General features: G+C 60.0%; 15 protein-coding genes, 1 tRNA gene and 1 pseudogene. 4 read left to right on the top strand and 13 right to left on the bottom strand.

Annotation, left to right across the window (positions count from 1 at the left end; all coding sequences use genetic code 11):
* Window positions 1-9: 9 nt before the first annotated feature.
* Window positions 10-951 carry a 1-phosphofructokinase gene (gene pfkB / locus ACEN8R_RS20250; RefSeq protein WP_018929500.1) on the bottom strand — a complete coding sequence of 314 codons (942 nt, stop codon included), beginning with the start codon at window positions 949-951 and terminating at the stop codon, window positions 10-12.
* Entirely contained in the window at window positions 951-3,818 is a 2,868-nt protein-coding gene (gene ptsP / locus ACEN8R_RS20255; protein WP_019651088.1) for a phosphoenolpyruvate--protein phosphotransferase, read from the bottom strand. Before ptsP ends, pfkB begins: the two co-directional genes overlap by 1 nt.
* A gap of 301 nt (window positions 3,819-4,119) precedes the next feature.
* Here ptsP and cra point away from each other — a divergent pair, with 301 nt between their 5' ends.
* Complete coding sequence (cra, locus tag ACEN8R_RS20260; RefSeq protein WP_018929498.1) at window positions 4,120-5,115, top strand: catabolite repressor/activator; 996 nt, start codon at window positions 4,120-4,122, stop codon at window positions 5,113-5,115.
* 3 nt (window positions 5,116-5,118) lie between these two features.
* Complete coding sequence (locus ACEN8R_RS20265) at window positions 5,119-5,895, top strand: TatD family hydrolase (RefSeq protein WP_495624292.1); 777 nt, start codon at window positions 5,119-5,121, stop codon at window positions 5,893-5,895.
* Between the two features lie 35 nt (window positions 5,896-5,930).
* Here ACEN8R_RS20265 and ACEN8R_RS20270 read toward each other — a convergent pair whose 3' ends face one another.
* From ACEN8R_RS20270 to ACEN8R_RS20290, 5 genes and pseudogenes are all read right to left on the bottom strand, one after another.
* Complete coding sequence (locus ACEN8R_RS20270) at window positions 5,931-6,860, bottom strand: methyl-accepting chemotaxis protein (protein ID WP_495625021.1); 930 nt, start codon at window positions 6,858-6,860, stop codon at window positions 5,931-5,933.
* Window positions 6,837-7,928, bottom strand: a pseudogene (locus ACEN8R_RS20275) (methyl-accepting chemotaxis protein); the annotation flags it as partial. The pseudogene ACEN8R_RS20275 and the gene ACEN8R_RS20270, both read right to left, overlap by 24 nt.
* Before the next feature lie 345 nt (window positions 7,929-8,273).
* Window positions 8,274-9,110 carry a regulatory signaling modulator protein AmpE gene (gene ampE / locus ACEN8R_RS20280; protein WP_086945991.1) on the bottom strand — a complete coding sequence of 279 codons (837 nt, stop codon included), beginning with the start codon at window positions 9,108-9,110 and terminating at the stop codon, window positions 8,274-8,276.
* Window positions 9,107-9,682 carry a 1,6-anhydro-N-acetylmuramyl-L-alanine amidase AmpD gene (ampD, locus tag ACEN8R_RS20285; RefSeq protein ID WP_018929494.1) on the bottom strand — a complete coding sequence of 192 codons (576 nt, stop codon included), beginning with the start codon at window positions 9,680-9,682 and terminating at the stop codon, window positions 9,107-9,109. The genes ampE and ampD overlap by 4 nt, the downstream gene beginning before the upstream one ends.
* A 64-nt stretch (window positions 9,683-9,746) precedes the next feature.
* Window positions 9,747-11,954 carry a DUF1631 domain-containing protein gene (locus tag ACEN8R_RS20290; RefSeq protein ID WP_495624293.1) on the bottom strand — a complete coding sequence of 736 codons (2,208 nt, stop codon included), beginning with the start codon at window positions 11,952-11,954 and terminating at the stop codon, window positions 9,747-9,749.
* 360 nt (window positions 11,955-12,314) lie between these two features.
* On the opposite strand from ACEN8R_RS20290, the gene nadC reads away from it, so the two are divergent.
* The gene (nadC, locus tag ACEN8R_RS20295) at window positions 12,315-13,163 is read left to right on the top strand and encodes a carboxylating nicotinate-nucleotide diphosphorylase (RefSeq protein ID WP_495624294.1); all 849 of its coding nucleotides are present in this window, start codon (window positions 12,315-12,317) and stop codon (window positions 13,161-13,163) included.
* A gap of 51 nt (window positions 13,164-13,214) precedes the next feature.
* On the opposite strand, the gene ACEN8R_RS20300 is transcribed toward nadC, so the two are convergent.
* Complete coding sequence (locus tag ACEN8R_RS20300; RefSeq protein WP_018929491.1) at window positions 13,215-13,520, bottom strand: DUF6388 family protein; 306 nt, start codon at window positions 13,518-13,520, stop codon at window positions 13,215-13,217.
* Between the two features lie 304 nt (window positions 13,521-13,824).
* Here ACEN8R_RS20300 and ACEN8R_RS20305 point away from each other — a divergent pair, with 304 nt between their 5' ends.
* Window positions 13,825-14,370, top strand: a complete 546-nt coding sequence (locus tag ACEN8R_RS20305) for a hypothetical protein (protein WP_018929490.1) — start codon at window positions 13,825-13,827, stop codon at window positions 14,368-14,370.
* A gap of 10 nt (window positions 14,371-14,380) precedes the next feature.
* On the opposite strand, the gene ACEN8R_RS20310 is transcribed toward ACEN8R_RS20305, so the two are convergent.
* The 5 genes from ACEN8R_RS20310 to rbfA all read right to left on the bottom strand — a co-directional run bounded on the left by ACEN8R_RS20310 (window position 14,381) and on the right by rbfA (window position 18,631).
* A tRNA-Thr gene (locus ACEN8R_RS20310) sits at window positions 14,381-14,456 on the bottom strand.
* Window positions 14,457-14,618: 162 nt separating this feature from the next.
* On the bottom strand, window positions 14,619-16,724 hold the full coding sequence (pnp, locus tag ACEN8R_RS20315) for a polyribonucleotide nucleotidyltransferase (RefSeq protein ID WP_018929489.1): 2,106 nt from the start codon (window positions 16,722-16,724) through the stop codon (window positions 14,619-14,621).
* Between the two features lie 197 nt (window positions 16,725-16,921).
* Window positions 16,922-17,191: a 30S ribosomal protein S15 gene (rpsO, locus tag ACEN8R_RS20320; protein ID WP_011332409.1), complete on the bottom strand. Its 270-nt coding sequence runs from the start codon at window positions 17,189-17,191 to the stop codon at window positions 16,922-16,924.
* Window positions 17,192-17,308: 117 nt separating this feature from the next.
* Window positions 17,309-18,226: a tRNA pseudouridine(55) synthase TruB gene (truB, locus tag ACEN8R_RS20325; RefSeq protein WP_007933551.1), complete on the bottom strand. Its 918-nt coding sequence runs from the start codon at window positions 18,224-18,226 to the stop codon at window positions 17,309-17,311.
* Window positions 18,227-18,229: 3 nt separating this feature from the next.
* The gene (rbfA, locus tag ACEN8R_RS20330) at window positions 18,230-18,631 is read right to left on the bottom strand and encodes a 30S ribosome-binding factor RbfA (RefSeq protein WP_028939914.1); all 402 of its coding nucleotides are present in this window, start codon (window positions 18,629-18,631) and stop codon (window positions 18,230-18,232) included.
* Between the last annotated feature and the right edge of the window lie 156 nt (window positions 18,632-18,787).

Genomic DNA, 18,787 nt, shown 5'->3' on the forward strand with positions numbered 1-18,787 from the left:
CAAACCCTCTTATTGTTCTGTCAGGGGGCGCACGCGCACGCCCTGTTCGAGCTGCGCCAGTTGCGCGGCGTCGCCGATGCCAAAACCGATCTGGGTGACGGCCATGGCTGCAATCGCAGTGGCGGTGCGCAAGGTCTGTTCAGGCGTATCGGCACTGAGCAAGCCGTGCAACATGCCCGCCAGCAACGAATCCCCCGCACCGACGGTACTGACCACGCTGACCTTGGGCGGTGTGGCATGCATCGCCGAGCCGACACTGAACCAGTTCACCCCGTCGGCACCGTGGGAAATCACCACGTGCTCGATGCCATGAGCGTGCAAACGGCTCGCGGCCTCGGCTTGGGCGCCCACGGAAACCACTTCGCAATCCAGTGCTTCAGCCAGCTCTTCGGTGTTTGGCTTGATCAGCCACGGGCCAGCCGACAGGCCGGCGCGCAAGGCTTCACCGCTGGTGTCGAGCGCAACGTTCAAGCCGCGTTTTTTCAAGCGCAGGATCAACTCCCGCAACCATTGAGCACTCACGCCACGTGGCAAACTGCCGGCCACCACGACGGCGTCATGCCCTGGTGCAATCTGGTCGAGCCGATCAAGCAAAGCCTGCTGCGCCGCTTCACTGACCCGCGGCCCCGGGCCGTTGATATCGGTGATGCGCCCATCGTTTTCCGCCAGTTTGATATTGCTGCGGGTCTCGCCGGGGACGCGGATAAACGCGTCGGTGAAGCCGCGTTTGGCGAACAGGGTTTCGAAAGCCTGAAGGTTGTCTTCCCCGAGAAATCCGCTGACGGTCAGCTGATGCCCGAGGTCGGCCAGCACCTGTGCCACGTTCACCCCTTTGCCGGCGGCGTGGGTGTGCATTTCGTCGCTGCGATTGACCTGACCGGGCACAAGCATCGGCAATTGAACGGTAAGGTCCAGCGCCGGGTTGAGGGTCAGGGTTAAGATCTTGGCCATTACAGCGCCTCCACTAATGCGCGGACTTCGTTCGCGCTGCCCACGGCCAGGGCCTGTTGGGCAAGGGTTTGAGTCTGGGTCAGGCTGAGTTCGCGAATGCGCGCCTTGACCTCGGCAATGCTGCGGCCCGACACGCTCAACTCATCCACACCCAGGCCCACCAGCACCGGCACCGCCAGCGGATCGGCCGCCAGTTCACCGCACACGCCGACCCACTTGCCATGAGCATGAGCCGCACGCACGGTGATGTCGATCAGTTGCAGCACCGCCGGGTGCAAGCCGTCAGCCTGGGCCGACAAAGTGGGATGACCACGGTCGATGGCTAGGGTGTACTGCGTCAGGTCGTTGGTGCCGACGCTGAAGAAGTCCACTTCCTTGGCCAATACCGGCGCCAGCAAGGCGGCCGACGGCACTTCGATCATGATCCCCAGTTGCAGATCGGCGACCGGGATTTCCAGACGCAGACGTTCGGTCATGTCCCGAGCCTGGCGCCACTCATCGACGCTGCCGACCATCGGGAACATGATCCGCAAGGGACGGTTATCCGCCGCACGCAGCAAGGCGCGCAATTGCGCTTCCATGACCTGCGGACGTTGCAGGGTCAGGCGAATGCCACGCACACCGAGGAACGGGTTCTCTTCTTTGGCGATCGGCCAGTACGGCAGCGGTTTGTCGCCACCGACGTCGAGGGTGCGCACCACCAGCGGTCGCCCGGCCAGGCCATCGAGTACGCGACGGTATTCGACTTCCTGGGTGGCCTCGTCCGGTGCTTGTGAATGAGCCATGAAAATCAGTTCGGTGCGCAACAGGCCAATGCCTTCGGCGCCCTGCTCCACCGCGCTGGTGACGCCAGCGCTTTCACCGATATTGGCGAACACTTCCACGGGGTGGCCGTCGGTGGTCAGCGCCGGTTGATGGCGTTGTTCGGCGGCGGCTTTGAGGCGCAGTTCGCGGGTGTCGCGCTCTTCGGTGGCGCGCTGCAAGGTCGCGGCATCGGCGTCCACGTGCAGGCGGCCGCGTTGGCCATCGATCAACAGCGGCGTGCCCGGTTTCAGCAGCAACACGGCGGCGCCGGCGCCCACCAGTGCCGGAATACCCAGGGCCCGGGCGACAATCGCACTGTGGGCCGTGGCACCACCGCGAGCGGTGAGAATGCCGGCGACGCGCATCGGATCAAGACGCGCCACATCCGACGGGCCGACTTCGTCCATCACCAGAATGTACGGTTGCGCAGGCTCCGCAGGCGTTTCGACGCCACACAAATGCGCCAGCACCCGACGGCCAATGTCGCGCAAGTCGGCGGCACGTTCGGCGAGCAACGCGTCCTGCAGCGCTTCCTGTTGTTTGGCGGCGGCTTCGATCACCGTCATCCACGCCGCTTCGGCGCTTTCACCTTGCTTGAGGCGGGTTTCGACTTCGTCGGTCAATTCCGGGTCGTCGAGCATTTCCTGATGGGTGATGAAAATCTCGCGAATCGCTTTGGCCTTGCTGCGCTCGATCAGGCCTTCGATGTCACGACGCACATCGGCCAGCGCTTGCTTGAGACGCTCGCGCTCGATGGCCGCGGACTCACCGCGCAGCGGGTAATCGATGACTTGCAGCACTTGAATATGCGCCGGGCCGATGGCGATCCCCGGTGCCGCGGCAATCGCCTGAATCAGGCTGCCGGACGCTGGCGCGAGCAGTGTTTCGGCGACCTCCACCTCCACGAGCACTTCGCGCTGCTGGCTTACCACGGGCAGCGGCTCGACTTCTTCACCGAGGCCTTCTTCGATGGCCGCCAACAAGGCCGGCAAGGCGTCGGCAGCGATGACCGGTTCGGCGATGAGTTCCAGCACCTGGCCGCGACGGGCGCCAAGGCTGAGCAGTTTGCTCAAACTCTTCACCGACACCGCGCTGTCGTGACCATCGACGATGCGTATACGGATCTCGCCTTCAAAACTTTTCGCCAGTTGCGCGAGGATCTTCGCCGGGCGCGCATGCAAACCGTGGGCGTTGGCCAGGGCAATGCGTGCGCTCGGCCAGTCCGCCGGCACTTCACCGCCAAGGACTTCCAGCACCGCGCGGCTACTGGTGGCACGGCCCAATTCATGGCCGCGACCTTCAATCAGCAACGCGCAAAGACGTTCGAGCAGCGCCTGATGGGCTTCACCGAGGCTGGCCAGGCAGAACAGCCCGCTCAGCGGCTGACCGAGGTAGCGGATGGGTTTGTCCGGGGTAACGAACGCCAGGCCGGGACGCTTCACCGTTTGTTCGCTGTGCAGCCACCACAGGCCATCGCCCAGCGGCAGCGCTTCGACCTGCTGCAAGACGCCGGCAAAACCGTTGCTCACGCAATCGGCCTGACGCAGCAAACGGGCACCGCGCCAAACCAGCTCTTCGAAGTCATCGGCGGACACACCGAGGCCGATCATCTGTGCGTCCAGTGCCAGCTCTTGTGGCGCGCCTTGCAGCAGCTTCAGCAAGGCTTCGGCGGAACTGGCGCGGCGCAGGGCCTGGCCGAGGTCGGTTTCACCGAGGGCACGGGTCAGCAGTTGCAGCAGGCGCAGGTGTTCATCGGATTTGGCGGCGATACCGATGGCCAGATAAACGATCTGGCCATTGCCCCAGTCCACTCCGTCAGGAAACTGCATCAGCCGCACGCCAGTGGCGAATACCTGATCGCGGGTTTCGGGAGTGCCATGGGGGATGGCAATACCTTGGCCGAGAAAGGTCGAGCCCTGGGCTTCCCGGGCCTGCAAGCCTGCGAGGTAACCGTCGGCCACCAGGCCATCGGTCACGAGTCGGTCAGCGAGCAATTGCAAGGCGGTGGCTTTATCCACAGCCGACTGGCCCATGGATATCTGCTCTATGGTGAGCTCGAGCATGCTTTCTCCTTTTTGGCGCCGTGTGACGCCAGGTATTGTTTTGATTGATTCAGCTTAGGCGTTTTGAGAACACCTTTTCAGACGCAGTTTTGGCGGTTTCGCGGCAGAACCGGCCAAAGCGACCTATAACGTAGAAAATACGCCTGCTGAAACGTTTAATCTAGAATCTTAGGCACGTTACTCGATAATGTCTCATCCTTGAAGTCCAATTATCGGATGTGCTGCGACAATGGTCGCCTGCCTCAATCGGGTAGGATTGGCGAAAATGTCGGGGCACGCTCTAAAAACAAGGAATACCGGGTTGAAACTCAGTGATATTGCACAATTGGCTGGTGTCTCCGTGACCACCGCCAGTTACGTCATCAATGGCAAGGCCGAACAGCAACGCATCAGCAGCGCCACTGTCGAGCGCGTGCGGGCAGTGGTCGAACAACATGGCTTCACGCCCAACCCGCAGGCCGCCGGGCTGCGCAGTCGGCACACCCGCACCCTGGGCTTCATTCTGCCGGACCTGGAAAACCCCAGTTACGCGCGAATCGCCAAACTGCTGGAACAAGGCGCCCGGGCGCGCGGCTATCAGCTGCTGATCGCCAGCTCCGACGATGCGCCGGACAGCGAACGGCAATTGCTGCAACTGTTCCGTGCCCGCCGCTGCGATGCGCTGATCGTCGCCAGTTGCCTGCCGGCCGGTGACGACAGTTATCGCCAGTTGCAGGCCAAAGGCATTCCGATCATCGCCATCGACCGGGTGATGGAGCCCGAGCATTTCTGCTCGGTGATCAGCGATGATCGCGAAGCCAGCCTGCACCTGACCCGCAGCCTGCTGACCCCGCTGCCAAAACAGATCGCGCTGCTCGGTGCACGCCCCGAATTGAGTATCAGCCAGGAGCGGGCAGCGGGCTTCAAGGAAGCGCTGAACGGTTTCAAAGGCGAGGCGCTGATCGAGCACGGCGAGTCGTTCAGCCGTGAGTGCGGCAAACAACTGATGGAAGAATTGATCCAACGCCTGGGCCATTTGCCGGATGCGCTGGTGACCACCTCCTACGTGCTGCTTCAGGGCGTGTTCGATGCCTTGCACGATTTCCCGCTGAAAAGCCGCCCGCTGCGCCTGGGCACCTTTGGTGATACGCAGTTGCTGGACTTCCTGCCGCTGCCGGTCAACGCCATGGCCCAGCAGCATCAACTGATCGCCGATAAAGCCCTGGAACTGGCAGTGACCGCCATCGAACAGGCCGATTACCAGCCCGGCGTGCAGGCCATCGCGCGGACGTTCAAGCAGCGTATTCTTCAGGACTGAACCGTGGAACTGATCGACACCCACACTCACCTGGACTTTCCGGACTTCGACCCGGATCGTCAGGCGCTGCTGGCCGAGAGCCGCGCCCTCGGCGTGCGGCAGATGGTGGTGCTGGGGGTGTATCAGGCCAATTGGCAGCGGGTCTGGGAGCTGGTGCAAAGCGATCCCGATCTGCACGCGGCGTTTGGTTTGCACCCGGTGTATCTGGATGACCATCGCCCTGAAGATTTGACCGAACTCGGTGACTGGCTGACGCGGTTAGCGGGCCATCGCCAGCTATGCGCGGTGGGCGAGATCGGTCTGGATTACTTCATCGAAACTCTGGATCGTGCACGTCAGCAAACGCTGTTCGACGCCCAACTGCAACTGGCGGCGGACTTCAATCTTCCAGCATTGATTCATGTGCGACGCAGCCACGCAGCGGTGATCGCCACACTCAAACGGTTTCGCTTGAAACGGGCGGGGATCATTCATGCCTTCGCCGGCAGCCAGGAAGAGGCTCGCGAATACATCAAGCTCGGTTTCAAACTCGGCCTCGGCGGCGCCGCGACCTGGCCACAAGCCTTGCGCATGCACCGGGTGATTGCCGGTTTGCCCCTTGAATCGGTGGTACTGGAAACCGACTCACCGGACATGGCCCCCGCCATGTTCCCCGGCCAACGCAACAGCCCGGCCCATTTGCCGGCGATCTGTGAGGCACTGGCCACCCTCATGACGATCAGCCCCGAACAACTGGCCGCTGCCAGCACGGCCAACGCCTGTGAGCTGTTCAACTGGTAATCCGTTGATTCCCACATTTGATCTGCTTCGTGGCATCAAACCCGGAACGCACTGATCAACTGCTTGAGCTCCACCACCTGCGCCGACAGCGCTCGGCTCGCATTCTCGGTCTGGTGCGCGCCTTCGGCGGTGCGCTCGCCGGCGCGGTTGATCTCGACGATGTTCTGGTCGATGTCGTGGGCCACAGCGGTCTGCTGCTCTACCGCAGCGGCAATCTGCTGGTTCTGGTCGACGATCATGCCGACGGCGCCGAGGATGTTTTCCAGCGCCTGCTGGACCTTTTCCGACTGCCCGACGGTGCCATTGGCCATCTGATGGCTGGTGCCCATTGCCTTGACCGCCGCACCGACACCACTGTGCAACTTGGCGATCATCTGCTCGATTTCTTCGGTCGATTGCTGGGTGCGCTTGGCCAGGGTCCGCACCTCATCCGCCACCACCGCAAAACCCCGGCCCTGCTCGCCCGCGCGGGCGGCTTCAATGGCGGCGTTGAGGGCCAGCAGGTTGGTCTGTTCGGCAATGCTTTTGATCACCTCCAGCACACGACTGATGGACTGACTGTCGCTGGCCAGTTGATTGATCACCCGCACCGACTGATCGATTTCGCTGGCCAGTGCAGCGATGCTGCCCTGCTGGGACTCCACCAATCCGCGACCGCTGATGGTCTCGTCATTGACGCTGTGGGCACTGCTGACGGCCGCAGAGGCACTGCGCGCCACCTCCTGGGAAGTGGCCGACATCTGGTTCATCGCGGTGGCGACCTGTTCGATCTGCGTACGCTGCCCCGCTACCGCCTGGTTGCTCTGGGCGGACACGCTTTCGACCTGCCCGGCCTGGCGCTCGACCTCGCTGACGGTCTGCCCCACTCGCTCGATCAGGTCATGGATTTTCTTCACGGTACCGGTGAACACCTCACCCAACTCGCCCAGCTCGTCGCGGCTGTTGGCGCTGAAGGTCACGGTCATGTCACCGGCCGCCACCTTGTCCATCACCGCGCCCAGACGCTTGAGGGTGGTGCGAGTCGAAGCGTAGAACCCGCCATAGAGGTAAAAAATCAACACAAACACCAGCGCCAGCGCCACCGCCTGCAACACCATGTGGGTACGGTGCTGCTCCAGCCGCTGCTGCAACTGGGTGCCGAGAAACTTCAGGGTGGCTTCGTTGAGTTGATAGGTCTGGTCCATCAGGCCCGTGATCTGATCGAAAAAGGCCTGCCACGGCGCATCGAGGGTGTCGGCCATCACCACCTGTTCTTCGAACAGTTCACTGGCCTTTTTCAGGGAGGCCTTGCTGCTTTCTGCCTGAGCCGCCAGGGTTTCGTGAGCGGCTTTACTGGAACCCAGTGCGTCCTTCAACTTCAGGCCGTATTCGGCCTGAAGTTTCTCGATCTGCGCCAGCAACTCATCGAATCGGGTACTCGAGGCCGAATTGAGAAAACCCTGCCCCAGCGAGTAAGACCCCATCGCCCGGCCCTCGCCGAGTGTCTGGGTGACGGCCGGCGTGACGTTGGTAATGAGTTCGCTCAGCTGACGCATGTCGCTCTGGCTGTCGCGGCTCAGGCCGGCCTGACTGGCGATGATCTGGCTGAAAATCTGCGCGTTACCGAGCAACTTGCCGATCAGCGCACTTTTGCTTTGCAGGGAGTTTTCTGCTTGCTGGGCCTTGAACGCGGCGATCATTTCATCGCGTTTGCCATCGAAAAACGTGATTTGCTCCGGGTCAGTGGTCATCGCCGCCAGCCCCTGCAAACGGCTCAGGACGCTTTGCTCCAGGGCACTTATCGTCGATTCGACATGACTGGCCTTGCCAGACTGGCCCAGAGTGACGTTGATCTGTACCAGGTTGTTCAGGGTCTCCAGGTCCCGACGCAGGCTCAGGCCGCTGCCCAACAGGTCGAGGCTCTGCAACTCGATCCGGGTGCCCTGGAATTCGCGATAGGAGTCGCGCACCAGATAGAAGTTGGTCACCAGCATCGGTACGAGGAACAGCACGCTGATCAGACTGAACTTCATGCCGAAGCTCAGGCGGTTCATCAGCGCGACGGCGGGATAGAGCAAGCTCTTCACTGTGAAGTCTCCCTTTGATTTCTTATTTTTATTGGCAGGCGCGCAGAGACAGCAGATAGCCACTATTGGCGCTGCCTCTGTATAGCCTAAATCGGAGGGAGGTTTTGTAACTTAAGGTTAACGACAGGTCGCCGTTGTTGGAGCGGATGAGCCCCTGTGGCGAGGGAGCTTGCTCCCGTTCGGCTGCGAAGCAGTCGTAAATCCAGACAAGTCGGTCTGTCTGGACGGGCGCCGGGGGGCCAGGGGCCGCTTCGCGACCCAACGGGAGCAAGCTCCCTCGCCACAATGAAGTTCGCTTCAGATGTGTTTGGATTACGACAAAACAGTCCACAACGCAAAACCGGCATACCAAAGCACTGCCGCGCGCAGCAGCAGTTCCCAGATCCGGTCCAGGCTGTTGATGCCGTCCGGGCCGACCACCGGCGCCGGAATTTCACCGGCAACCAGTCCGACCTTCTCGATCAGTTGGGCGGCGCTGATGTTCCAGTTCAGCAGCTCATGCAGCATCACCCGGCTGACCGCGACAAAGTTGCCGACCAGCGCGAAGCTCGCCGCCAGCAACCGCACCGGCACCCAATCGAACGCGTGGCGCAGTTGTGTCGCGCGCTCGACCACGGCCGGGTTCTGCCCATGCTCTTCGGCCAGCGCCAGCAGCCGATAGCTCAGGGCCGCAACCGGGCCCAGCAGGAAGTACCAGAAGATCACCGCGAAAAAGCTCTGATAGGCCTCCCACAACAGATGCCCCTGCACCCGTTCCAGCAGTTGCTCGCCACTGTCGGCGCAGATATCCAGGTCGCGTTTGGCCACATGGGCGGCAGCCTGCAGGTCTTCCCGGCGCCAGGCATCGCGAAACGGCCCCAGGCCGGCCAGCAGATCGCCACGCCCCAGACTGTAAATCACCACCAACAGGTGCACGGGCAACGCCAGCAAGCCATAGGCCACCGGGTCCAGCACCACCAACAGCAACCCCAGCAGCGCCACCGGCAACAACACCAGCACCACCAGTATCAGCCACGGACGGTTGGTCATGCGTGGGCTCACTTCAAGCTTGTTCAGCTCACGCACCCAACCCGCATCACGTTGAACCCGATGGCGCAGGGCCGAGAATTTCTCGATCCAGACCGCTAACAGCAGCACCAGAAAACTCATTGTTGCTCCTCTTCTTCCTGAGCGGCTTTTGCCAGGTCCGCACGATAGCGCGCCCAGTCAAACGCCGGTCCCGGATCAGTCTTGCGCCCGGGTGCAATGTCGCTATGCCCACAGATACGTTGCGCGGTGATGCCCGTGAAGGCGCTTTGCAGCTGTCGGGTCAGAGTCGTCAACGCCTGATACTGCGCATCGGTAAACGGTAGATCATCCGTGCCTTCAAGCTCGATGCCCACGGAAAAATCGTTACAGGTTTCCCGTCCCTCAAAACACGAAACGCCGGCGTGCCAGGCGCGCTCAAGACAAGAGACAAACTGAGTGACGGTGCCGTCACGTTCAATCAGAAAGTGCGCAGACACCCGCAGGTCGGCGATCCCTGCAAAGTAGGGATGTTCCGTGACATCCAGACGATTCTGGAAAAATTCCTGCACCTTGCCGGTCAGAAACTGCGCGGGCGGCAGACTGATGTTGTGGATCACCAGCAGGGAAATCTCGCCCTCGGGGCGCGCATTGAAGTTGGGCGAAGGGCATAAACGCACACCCTGACACCAACCACTCGCGGGGTCCAACTGCATACAGGCTCCTTCAACGACGACTGTGTTGGCGCCCAGTATGCCGCGATAGACCCTCGGCGCGCGATCACTTGCCGCGATTGAGACGCCGCAGGTTGCCCAGCACCGATTCCAGCGCCCGATCGAACAGCAAGGTGTCGTCCAGCGTGCGCACCGCGCCACGCCGAAACTCCAGGGCCAGGCCGGTACGGTTGCGCTCCAGCACTTTCATTCCGGTACGGTCGACAAAGATGTACTTGCCGGTGGATTCAATAATTGCCGTCAATTTACAACGCAGGGTGTTTTCCTCGTCTTCCTGAAACTCGACCCAGCCCCCCGGGCGCAGTTGATCGACTTGCAGTAGCGCGGCATCATCCTCCGGCAAACGCACCGAGGCCGTTTCGACCGGGCCTTCGTCAGCAGTGCGAAGCACGATTTCCTCCTGCACTTCGACCATTATCGGCCCCTCGACAGGCGTGCTGTTCTGGCTCGGACGTTCAAACAGTTGAACGTGCAGGGCTTCCAGCTCGCTGAAAAACTCGCTGGTAGCAAACGGGTCGAATGCCGAGCTGTTCAGCCCATCGCGCAATGACTTGAGCAACCCTGGCACCAGCGCCAACAAGCGCAGGCTCGCATCGGGTTCGTCGTGGCGCTGCACGCTCCAGATCAACTGCTCCATGGTCTGCACATCGGCGTGCCATTCGGCGGACTGATCACCGTGCTTGAGGCCGGTCAGCAACAGCACTTTGCTCCAGGCCTCCTGAACAAACACCACCACGCTGTGCGGCAAAACCTTGCCCACCAACACCTGATTCAACGCCTGCTCGACGCGCTGACGGGCCAGTTCGGTCCTGGCGCGGCCTTCTTCGGCGTCTCGGGTGCGCTGCTCCAGCAATTCACTGCGACGACGCTCGTCATGGGTGAAGGCGAGGAAATCCGCCAGCAGTTCGGAAAAGATCGCCGGGTCATCGACAAAGTCGTTCAACAAGCGCTGCACCACCTGCTCAATGCGCAGGTACAGACTGTCGCGCTGATGGTCATCGCACTCGCCCCTGCCCATGGCCGCCGCGGCGATTTCGTTGAGCAAGCGCCGGGCGGGATGGCTGCTGCGGCTGAAAAAACTCTTGTCGAGCACTGCGACTTTCAGCATCGGAATCTGCAAGCGCCCAATCAGCGCCTTGAGGGAGTCCGGCAGGTTGCGGTCATCGAGAATGCATTCGAAGAGCATGGCGATCAGGTTGATCACGTCTTCATCAGCCACCCCGACCACCCGCGACCTGCCACTTTTGACGCTGACCCGGGTCAGCAGCAGTTCGAGCTGGTTACGCAGGTCGAAGTCGTCCTGAACCGCCAGCGCCGGCACATATTGCTGCAAGTGCGAGAGCAGTCGCAGCAGGTCGCGGGTGGAAATGGGCTGGGTCTGGGCACTGACCTCCAGGGTCGGCGCAACGCTGCCGCGCACATGGAGCAGCAACTCCTGCAAGGCGGCGAAAACTTCCTGCACCCCCTCGTCAATCTGTGGATTGCTGCTGCGACTCCCTGCCTCGACAGGGTCGGCGTGAGCACTGGCAGCCGCTCGATCAGTGGCACGCCGCGCCGGGGCAGGCTTGAGGTCCGGCAGCACACCGGTGGCGATCAGCAATTGATTGGCTTCGGCGTAGAGCTGATCGGCGTTGCTGAGCACATAGCGCTCAAACAGCTTGAGGATGATCAGCTTGACCTTGATCTCCATCCCCAGGTTGCGACCCGCCTGCAGGAAATACTCGCAGAGCAGCGTCGGCCCCAGGGGGTTGTGCTGTTCGACCAGTTTCTTGCCCAACAGGGTGCTCAGTCGGGCGGTGAGTTGGTCGAGGGCGAAGCCATCGCGGTTCAGCACTTTGCCGACCATGATCTCCACCGCCACATTACGCTCCATGTCGTCATGGGATAGCGACGCCGAGGTATCGAAAGCCAATGCCCGGGGCAAGGCAGCCTGTGAGGTGTCGCACTGCGTGAGTCTGAGGAAAGCCTCGAGGAACTGCTCGAGAAAACCGCGCTCGATACTTTTGCGCTTGAGGCGCAAATCGCGCATGGCTTCGAAGAAAATGTTTTGCTCGACATCGTTTCGGGCCCGGTCGGCCATTTCGAACAAGGTGTCGTCGGCGTTATCGAACAGCTCCTGCAAACCCTGCTTGAGCTGTTGGGCAGCTTTGTCGCGAACCTGAAGCAGAATCACAGGCAGGCGGGCGAGCAGCGAATGAGTCGCCTGATCGGTAGTCGCCTTGTGCAAAGGCACTACATTCCCGTCGTTGTGCATCCAAGCCTCCTGAAACGGTGATTCTTCGGTTCGGTAAGAAAGATCGAGCACGCCGGCCACACAGCCGGCGTTCAGCGGAGAACATTGCACACCCGCTGTCATTCAATAATCGGGAATCCAAAGGTACGTCAAAGCTATGACGTCAAATGCAAGGCAGAATTATCTGCAAAAGACCTCTCTTGTGCCAGCAGACTCTGCGCTCCCAAAGAAACAGACGTTTATGAAAGACCCTTGCTTAGAGTCAATTGCTCACGCGAATCGACCAAATGCAGGTTCGTGAACGACGGGACGGTTGTTGATGCCTTGGGTTGCCTCGCGCCATGGCCCTATAATCGGGCCACTTTGTTTGTGGAGCCCGTTATGCCGAATCTACGTCTCGCCGATTTGACCGCCGAAATCGAAGCCAACGTGCGCCGTGCGTTGCTCGAGGACATCGGCAGCGGCGACATCACCGCGCAACTGATCCCGGCCGAACGTCTGGCCAAAGCCACCATCATCACCCGCGACGCGGCCGTCATCAGCGGCACTGCATGGGTCGATGCCGTGTTTCGGCAGCTGGATCCGCGGGTCGCCGTGCACTGGCAGGTGAGCGATGGCGAGCGGGTGAAAACCAATCAGGCGCTGTTCCACCTCGAAGGCCCGGCACGCTCGCTGCTCACCGGCGAACGCAGCGCGCTGAACTTCCTGCAGCTGCTTTCGGGCGTGGCTACGCGCGCGCAGTACCTGGCGGATTTCGTCGCCCAGACCCAAGTGAAGTTGCTCGATACCCGCAAAACCCTGCCGGGGCTGCGTCTGGCCCAGAAATACGCCGTGACCTGCGGCGGTTGCTACAACCACCGCATCGGCCTGTATGACGCCTTCCTGATCAAGGAAAACCATATCGCCGCCTGCGGTGGCATCCCTGAGGCTATTGCTGCCGCGCACAAGATCGCTCCGGGCAAACCGGTGGAGATCGAAGTGGAGAACCTGACGGAGCTCAAAGAAGCCCTGGCGGCGGGGGCCGACATCATCATGCTCGATGAACTGAGCCTGGATGACATGCGTGAAGCCGTGCGCCTGAATGCCGGCAAGGCAAAACTGGAGGCCAGTGGCGGCATCAACGAAAGTACGTTGCTGCCGATTGCGCAAACCGGGGTGGATTACATTTCGATTGGTGCGATGACCAAGGATGTGAAGGCGGTGGATCTGTCGATGCGACTGAGCCTCTGAGTTCTTCGCATAAAGAAAAACGCCAGCCCCGATGAGGCTGGCGTTTTTGTATCAGACCACCAGATTGTTCATCTCGCAGTACTCTTCCCACTCGACACCCAATACCTCGGCCGCTTCCTTGTGCAGCGCCAGGCGCGCAGCCTCGAACTCTTCCGGGGTTGAGGTGTACTTGAGCGTCAGCTCCCACGGCTGCAAGCCCTGGGCTTCTGCCTCATCCTCGAACGCCCACTGGATCTGGTCCTTCTGATCGTCGGCAGGCAAGTCCTTGATCTCTTCCAGTAACTGGGGTGCATCCAGTACGTACTTTTTCAGGGCTTCTTCGTGTCTGGCTTCTTGGGTCAATTCTTTAACGGTCATGGCGTTCTCGCTGATCTGGGGAATGGAAGATAGATCTGGATCATCAAGGATCTCTCTGACGCAAAAAAACCGTTTGAAGCCCGGTTTGTCTGGCCTTCAGAACCATTCGGGATCATCTGAAAACTGCTGGGCGATGCTCATGCAGGCAACGAATATAGGACGTTTTGCCGACGATTTACACGGCTCTTTACATCTATCCCGCAAAAAGCTGTGTGCAAGAGATGCTGGAGACCTCGGGGAACATAAATTCAAATCCCAAGTCATAGCGATGTGCCATATCGGCACTTCACAAGGAACCCCAGTGATGCGCAGTTTTTCGAAGCTTTCGTCTACCCGTCTTGCCGCTGCTACCCTGCTGCTCGGCAGCCTGACATTGGCCAGTGCAGCTCAAGCGGCTGTCGAAGTCGCCTCTGACCCTTCGCTGTACTCCGACAAAATCTCTGCCCTCCACAATTCATACGGCAAGGACACGCTCGTCAGAACCAGTGTCAGCATCGATGATCTGGAAAACCTGCAAAAAACCGTGAAGGCCAATGCCAGCGATCTCGAAAGCCAGAAGCGCACTATCAGCGAACAGGCCCGTCAGATCGAAGAACTCAAACGCAACAGTGGTTCCAGCACCAGCTCCAGCAGCAAGGAGATTGATGATCTCAAGCGCACGGTCAATGAACAGGAACGCGACCTGAACACTCTCACCAAACAAGTGGAAGAGCTCAAGCGCAACAGCGGTTCCAGCTCCAGCTCGAACAACAGCGAGATCTCCAGTCTTAAACGGGAAATCAGCGATCAGGATCGCGCGATGGATCAGCTCAAGCGCACCGTCGAGGAGCTGAGCAGAAAGGTGAAGTAAGCGGGGAAAATGGTGCCCGAGACAGGAATCGAACCTGCGACCTTCGCGTTACGAGTGCGCTGCTCTACCGGCTGAGCTACACGGGCTGTGGGCTAAACCTAGCACCGGTCTCGAGGTCCGGCAACTTGTGGCGAGGGAGCAAGCTCCCTCGCCACACCAAATTCCACGCTCAGCTTTTTCCTGCACACAGCAAAACGCCCCGAACCAGTCGGGGCGTTTTGCTGTTCAACGGTCAGGCGCGGGGGTAATTAAACACCCGAAGCCTTGGCCGCTGCTACGTCTTTGATGGACAGCTTGATACGGCCGCGGTTGTCCACGTCCAGTACCAGAACTTCCACTTCCTGGCCTTCTTTCAGGATGTCGGTCACTTTCTCTACACGAGCATCGCTCAGCATCGAGATGTGAACCAGACCGTCCTTGCCCGGCAGGATGTTGACGAATGCGCCGAAGTCGACGATGCGCTCAACCTTACCGACGTAGATCTTGCCGATTTCAGCTTCAGCGGTGATGCCCAGAACGCGCTGGCGTGCAGCTTCAGCCGCTTCCTTGGTTTCGCCGAAGATCTTGATCGAGCCGTCGTCTTCGATGTCGATCGAAGCCTTGGTCTCTTCACAGATCGCACGAATGGTCGCGCCGCCTTTACCGATGACATCACGGATTTTGTCGGTGTCGATTTTCATCGCGATCATGGTCGGAGCGTTTTCCGACAGTTCGGTACGCGACTGGCCAATGATCTGGTTCATCTGACCGAGGATGTTCAGGCGCGCTTCCAGGGCTTGGCCCAGAGCGATTTCCATGATTTCTTCGGTGATGCCCTTGATCTTGATGTCCATCTGCAGCGCGGTAACACCTTTGGCGGTACCGGCTACTTTGAAGTCCATGTCGCCCAGGTGGTCTTCGTCACCCAGGATGTCAGTCAGGACGGCGAATTTCTCGCCTTCTTTAACCAGACCCATGGCGATACCGGCAACCGGTGCCTTCATCGGTACACCAGCGTCCATCAGAGCCAGGGAAGCGCCGCAGACCGAAGCCATGGAGCTCGAACCGTTGGACTCGGTGATTTCCGACACGACACGGATGGTGTACGGGAACACGTCGGCAGCAGGCAGCATGGCCTGAACCGAACGACGAGCCAGACGGCCGTGACCGATTTCACGACGACCAGCGCCACCCATGCGACCACACTCGCCCACCGAGAACGGAGGGAAGTTGTAGTGCAGCATGAACGGGTCTTTTTTCTCGCCTTCCAGGGTGTCCAGCAGCTGTGCGTCACGGGCGGTGCCCAGTGTCGCGACGACCAGAGCCTGGGTTTCGCCACGGGTGAACAGTGCCGAACCGTGGGTCTTCGGCAGAACACCCACTTCGATGTTCAGCGGACGTACGGTGCGGGTGTCGCGGCCGTCGATACGTGGCTTGCCGTTAACGATGTTTTCGCGAACGGTGCGGTATTCGATTTCGCCGAAAGCAGCTTTGACGTCAGCAGCGGAAGGCTGGCCTTCTTCACCGGACAGCTTGGCAACCACTTGGTCTTTCAGTTCGCCCAGGCGAGCGTAACGGTCGGCCTTGATGGTGATGGTGTAAGCCTGGGAGATCGCTTCGCCGAACTCGGCACGGATAGCACCCAGCAGAGCAGTGGCTTCTGGCTGAGGAGCCCAGGCCCAGGTCGGCTTGGCAGCTTCAGCGGCCAGTTCTTTAACGGCGTTGATCACCACCTGGAACTCGTCGTGAGCAAACAGTACTGCGCCCAGCATCTGGTCTTCGGTCAGCTCTTTGGCTTCCGATTCAACCATCAACACGGCTTCCGAAGTACCGGCAACGACCATGTCCAGGCTCGAAGCTTTCAGTTGTTCGTAAGTCGGGTTCAGCAGGTAACCGGTGCTTTCGTGGAATGCAACGCGGGCAGCGCCGATCGGGCCATCGAAAGGAATGCCGGAGATAGCCAGCGCAGCCGAGGTACCGATCATCGCTGCGATGTCCGGATCGGTCTTCTTGCTGGTGGAAACGACGGTGCAGACAACCTGCACTTCGTTCATGAAACCTTCAGGGAACAGCGGACGGATCGGACGGTCGATCAGTCGGGAAGTCAGGGTTTCTTTCTCGGAAGGACGGCCTTCACGCTTGAAGAAACCGCCAGGGATCTTACCGGCGGCGTAAGTCTTTTCCTGGTAGTGAACAGACAGAGGGAAGAAGCCCTTGCCTGGATCAGCTTGTTTGGCACCGACTACGGTCACCAATACGCTGACGTCGTCGTCAACGGTGACCAATACTGCGCCGGAGGCCTGACGGGCGATACGGCCAGTCTCGAGGGTAACGGTCGACTGACCGAACTGGAATTTTTTGATTACCGGGTTCACGGTGTCCTACCTTCTTTGTGGCTCTTGGGGGAACTGGTTTCTTGCGAAATTCGTGGGCAACGCCGGGAATCGGCCCGACTGTCATTGTCCAGGGTAAAACTATTGTCCAGATAAAACTTGAGGCTGGGAGCCTGCCATGTACCTGCGGGAAACCCGCTGGCACACAGCAAACAACCAACCTCTAGCGCAATCGCTTATTAGCGACGCAGACCCAGGCGAGCGATCAGAGCGCTGTAACGGCTCACGTCCTTGCCTTTCAGGTAGTCCAGCAGCTTACGACGCTGGTTAACCATGCGGATCAGACCACGACGGGAGTGGTGATCTTTACCGTTGGCCTTGAAGTGACCTTGCAGTTTGTTGATGTTGGCGGTCAGCAGTGCAACTTGCACCTCTGGCGAACCAGTGTCACCAACAGCTTGCTGGTAGTCAGCTACGATTTGAGCTTTTTCTTGAACGTCGAGAGCCATGAGGCAATCCTTTTATCAGGAAACTGTTTCAGAAAAACAGTTTCAACAGGCCAGGGACAAATCCCTGTATCTAAAAATGAGTAGTGACCGTGCCTGTTAACAGCCACCCTCGTTCGGTCATTCTGACCGAATCAGTCGACGTGGCGCGATGCGCCCGTCTTCGCTCACTTCACCGATACCGATGAAGCGACCATTGTGATCCTGTACCCGTACCATGCCAAATTTCGGTGCATCCGGGGCACGTACCGGCTGGCCGTTGAGCCAGTAGAACGCGCTCGCTTCCGAGAACTGCAACAGTGGCCAATCCAGCAGGCCGCTGTCCGATGGCATCAGGAAGCGGTCGACCGCTTCGTTGCCGCCTTCGGCATGTACCGCTTCCAGCTCTTCCAGAGTGACGGTCTGTGCAAGTGTGAAAGGCCCGGCCTGGGTACGTCGCAATTCAGCCACGTAAGCGCCACAACCGAGTTGCTCACCGATATCCTCCACCAGGGTACGGATATAGGTGCCTTTGCTGCAATCCACCGCAAGCCGCGCAGTATCACCCTCAAAGGCCAGTAATTCCAAGCGCGCAATAGTAACAGAACGCGGTTCGCGCTCCACTACTTCACCTGCACGGGCCAGCTTGTACAGCGGCTGCCCATCGCGCTTGAGTGCCGAGTACATCGGCGGTATCTGACTGATTTGCCCACGAAATTTCGGCAACACAGCTTCGATATCGGCACGACCAACGGTCACCGGACGTTCCAGCAAAACCTCACCTTCGGCATCCGCCGTGGTGGTGGTCTTGCCCAGTTGCGCCAGGGTTTCATAACCTTTGTCGGAATCGAGCAGGTATTGCGAGAACTTGGTGGCCTCGCCGAAGCACAACGGCAACACGCCAGTGGCCAGCGGATCGAGACTGCCGGTGTGCCCGGCCTTCTCGGCATTGAGCAACCAGCGGACCTTCTGCAACGCCGCGTTGGAAGTGAACCCCAACGGCTTGTCGAGCAGGATGATACCGCTGACGTTACGACGGATACGTTTGACCTGAGCCACCGATTACTCCTTGGCGTCTTCGGGTTCAGCCGCAACCGGGTGCTGACTGTCTTCAGCCACCGCGCGTTCGATCAGGGCCGACAGGTGCGCACCACGCACGACACTTTCGTCGTAATGGAAGTGCAACTGTGGAACGCTGCGCAATTTCATCTCGCGAGCCAACTGCATGCGCAGGAAACCGGCGGCGGAGTTGAGCACCTTGATGCTTTGCGCGATGTCGTCGCGGCTGTCCTGCCCCATCACGGTGATGAAGATCTTGGCGTGACCGACGTCACGGCTGACTTCAACAGCGGTAATAGTGACCAGCCCGACGCGCGGGTCTTTGACTTCACGACGGATCAGCTGTGCCAGCTCACGCTGCATCTGATCGCCGATACGTTGGGTACGGCTATATTCTTTTGCCATGTCTTGTTACCTGTTACTGCCCCACGGTGAAACCCGAAGGGTCTGAAAGCGGCAAACGCCCGGCCTGACAAAAGCCAGACCGGGCGTTGCGTTTAGAGTCCGACTGATGCGCCGCGCAATTGCATGCGGCTGGCCATCACGGCTCTTGAAGTGCGC

The organism is Pseudomonas sp. Pseusp15 (assembly GCF_059492165.1).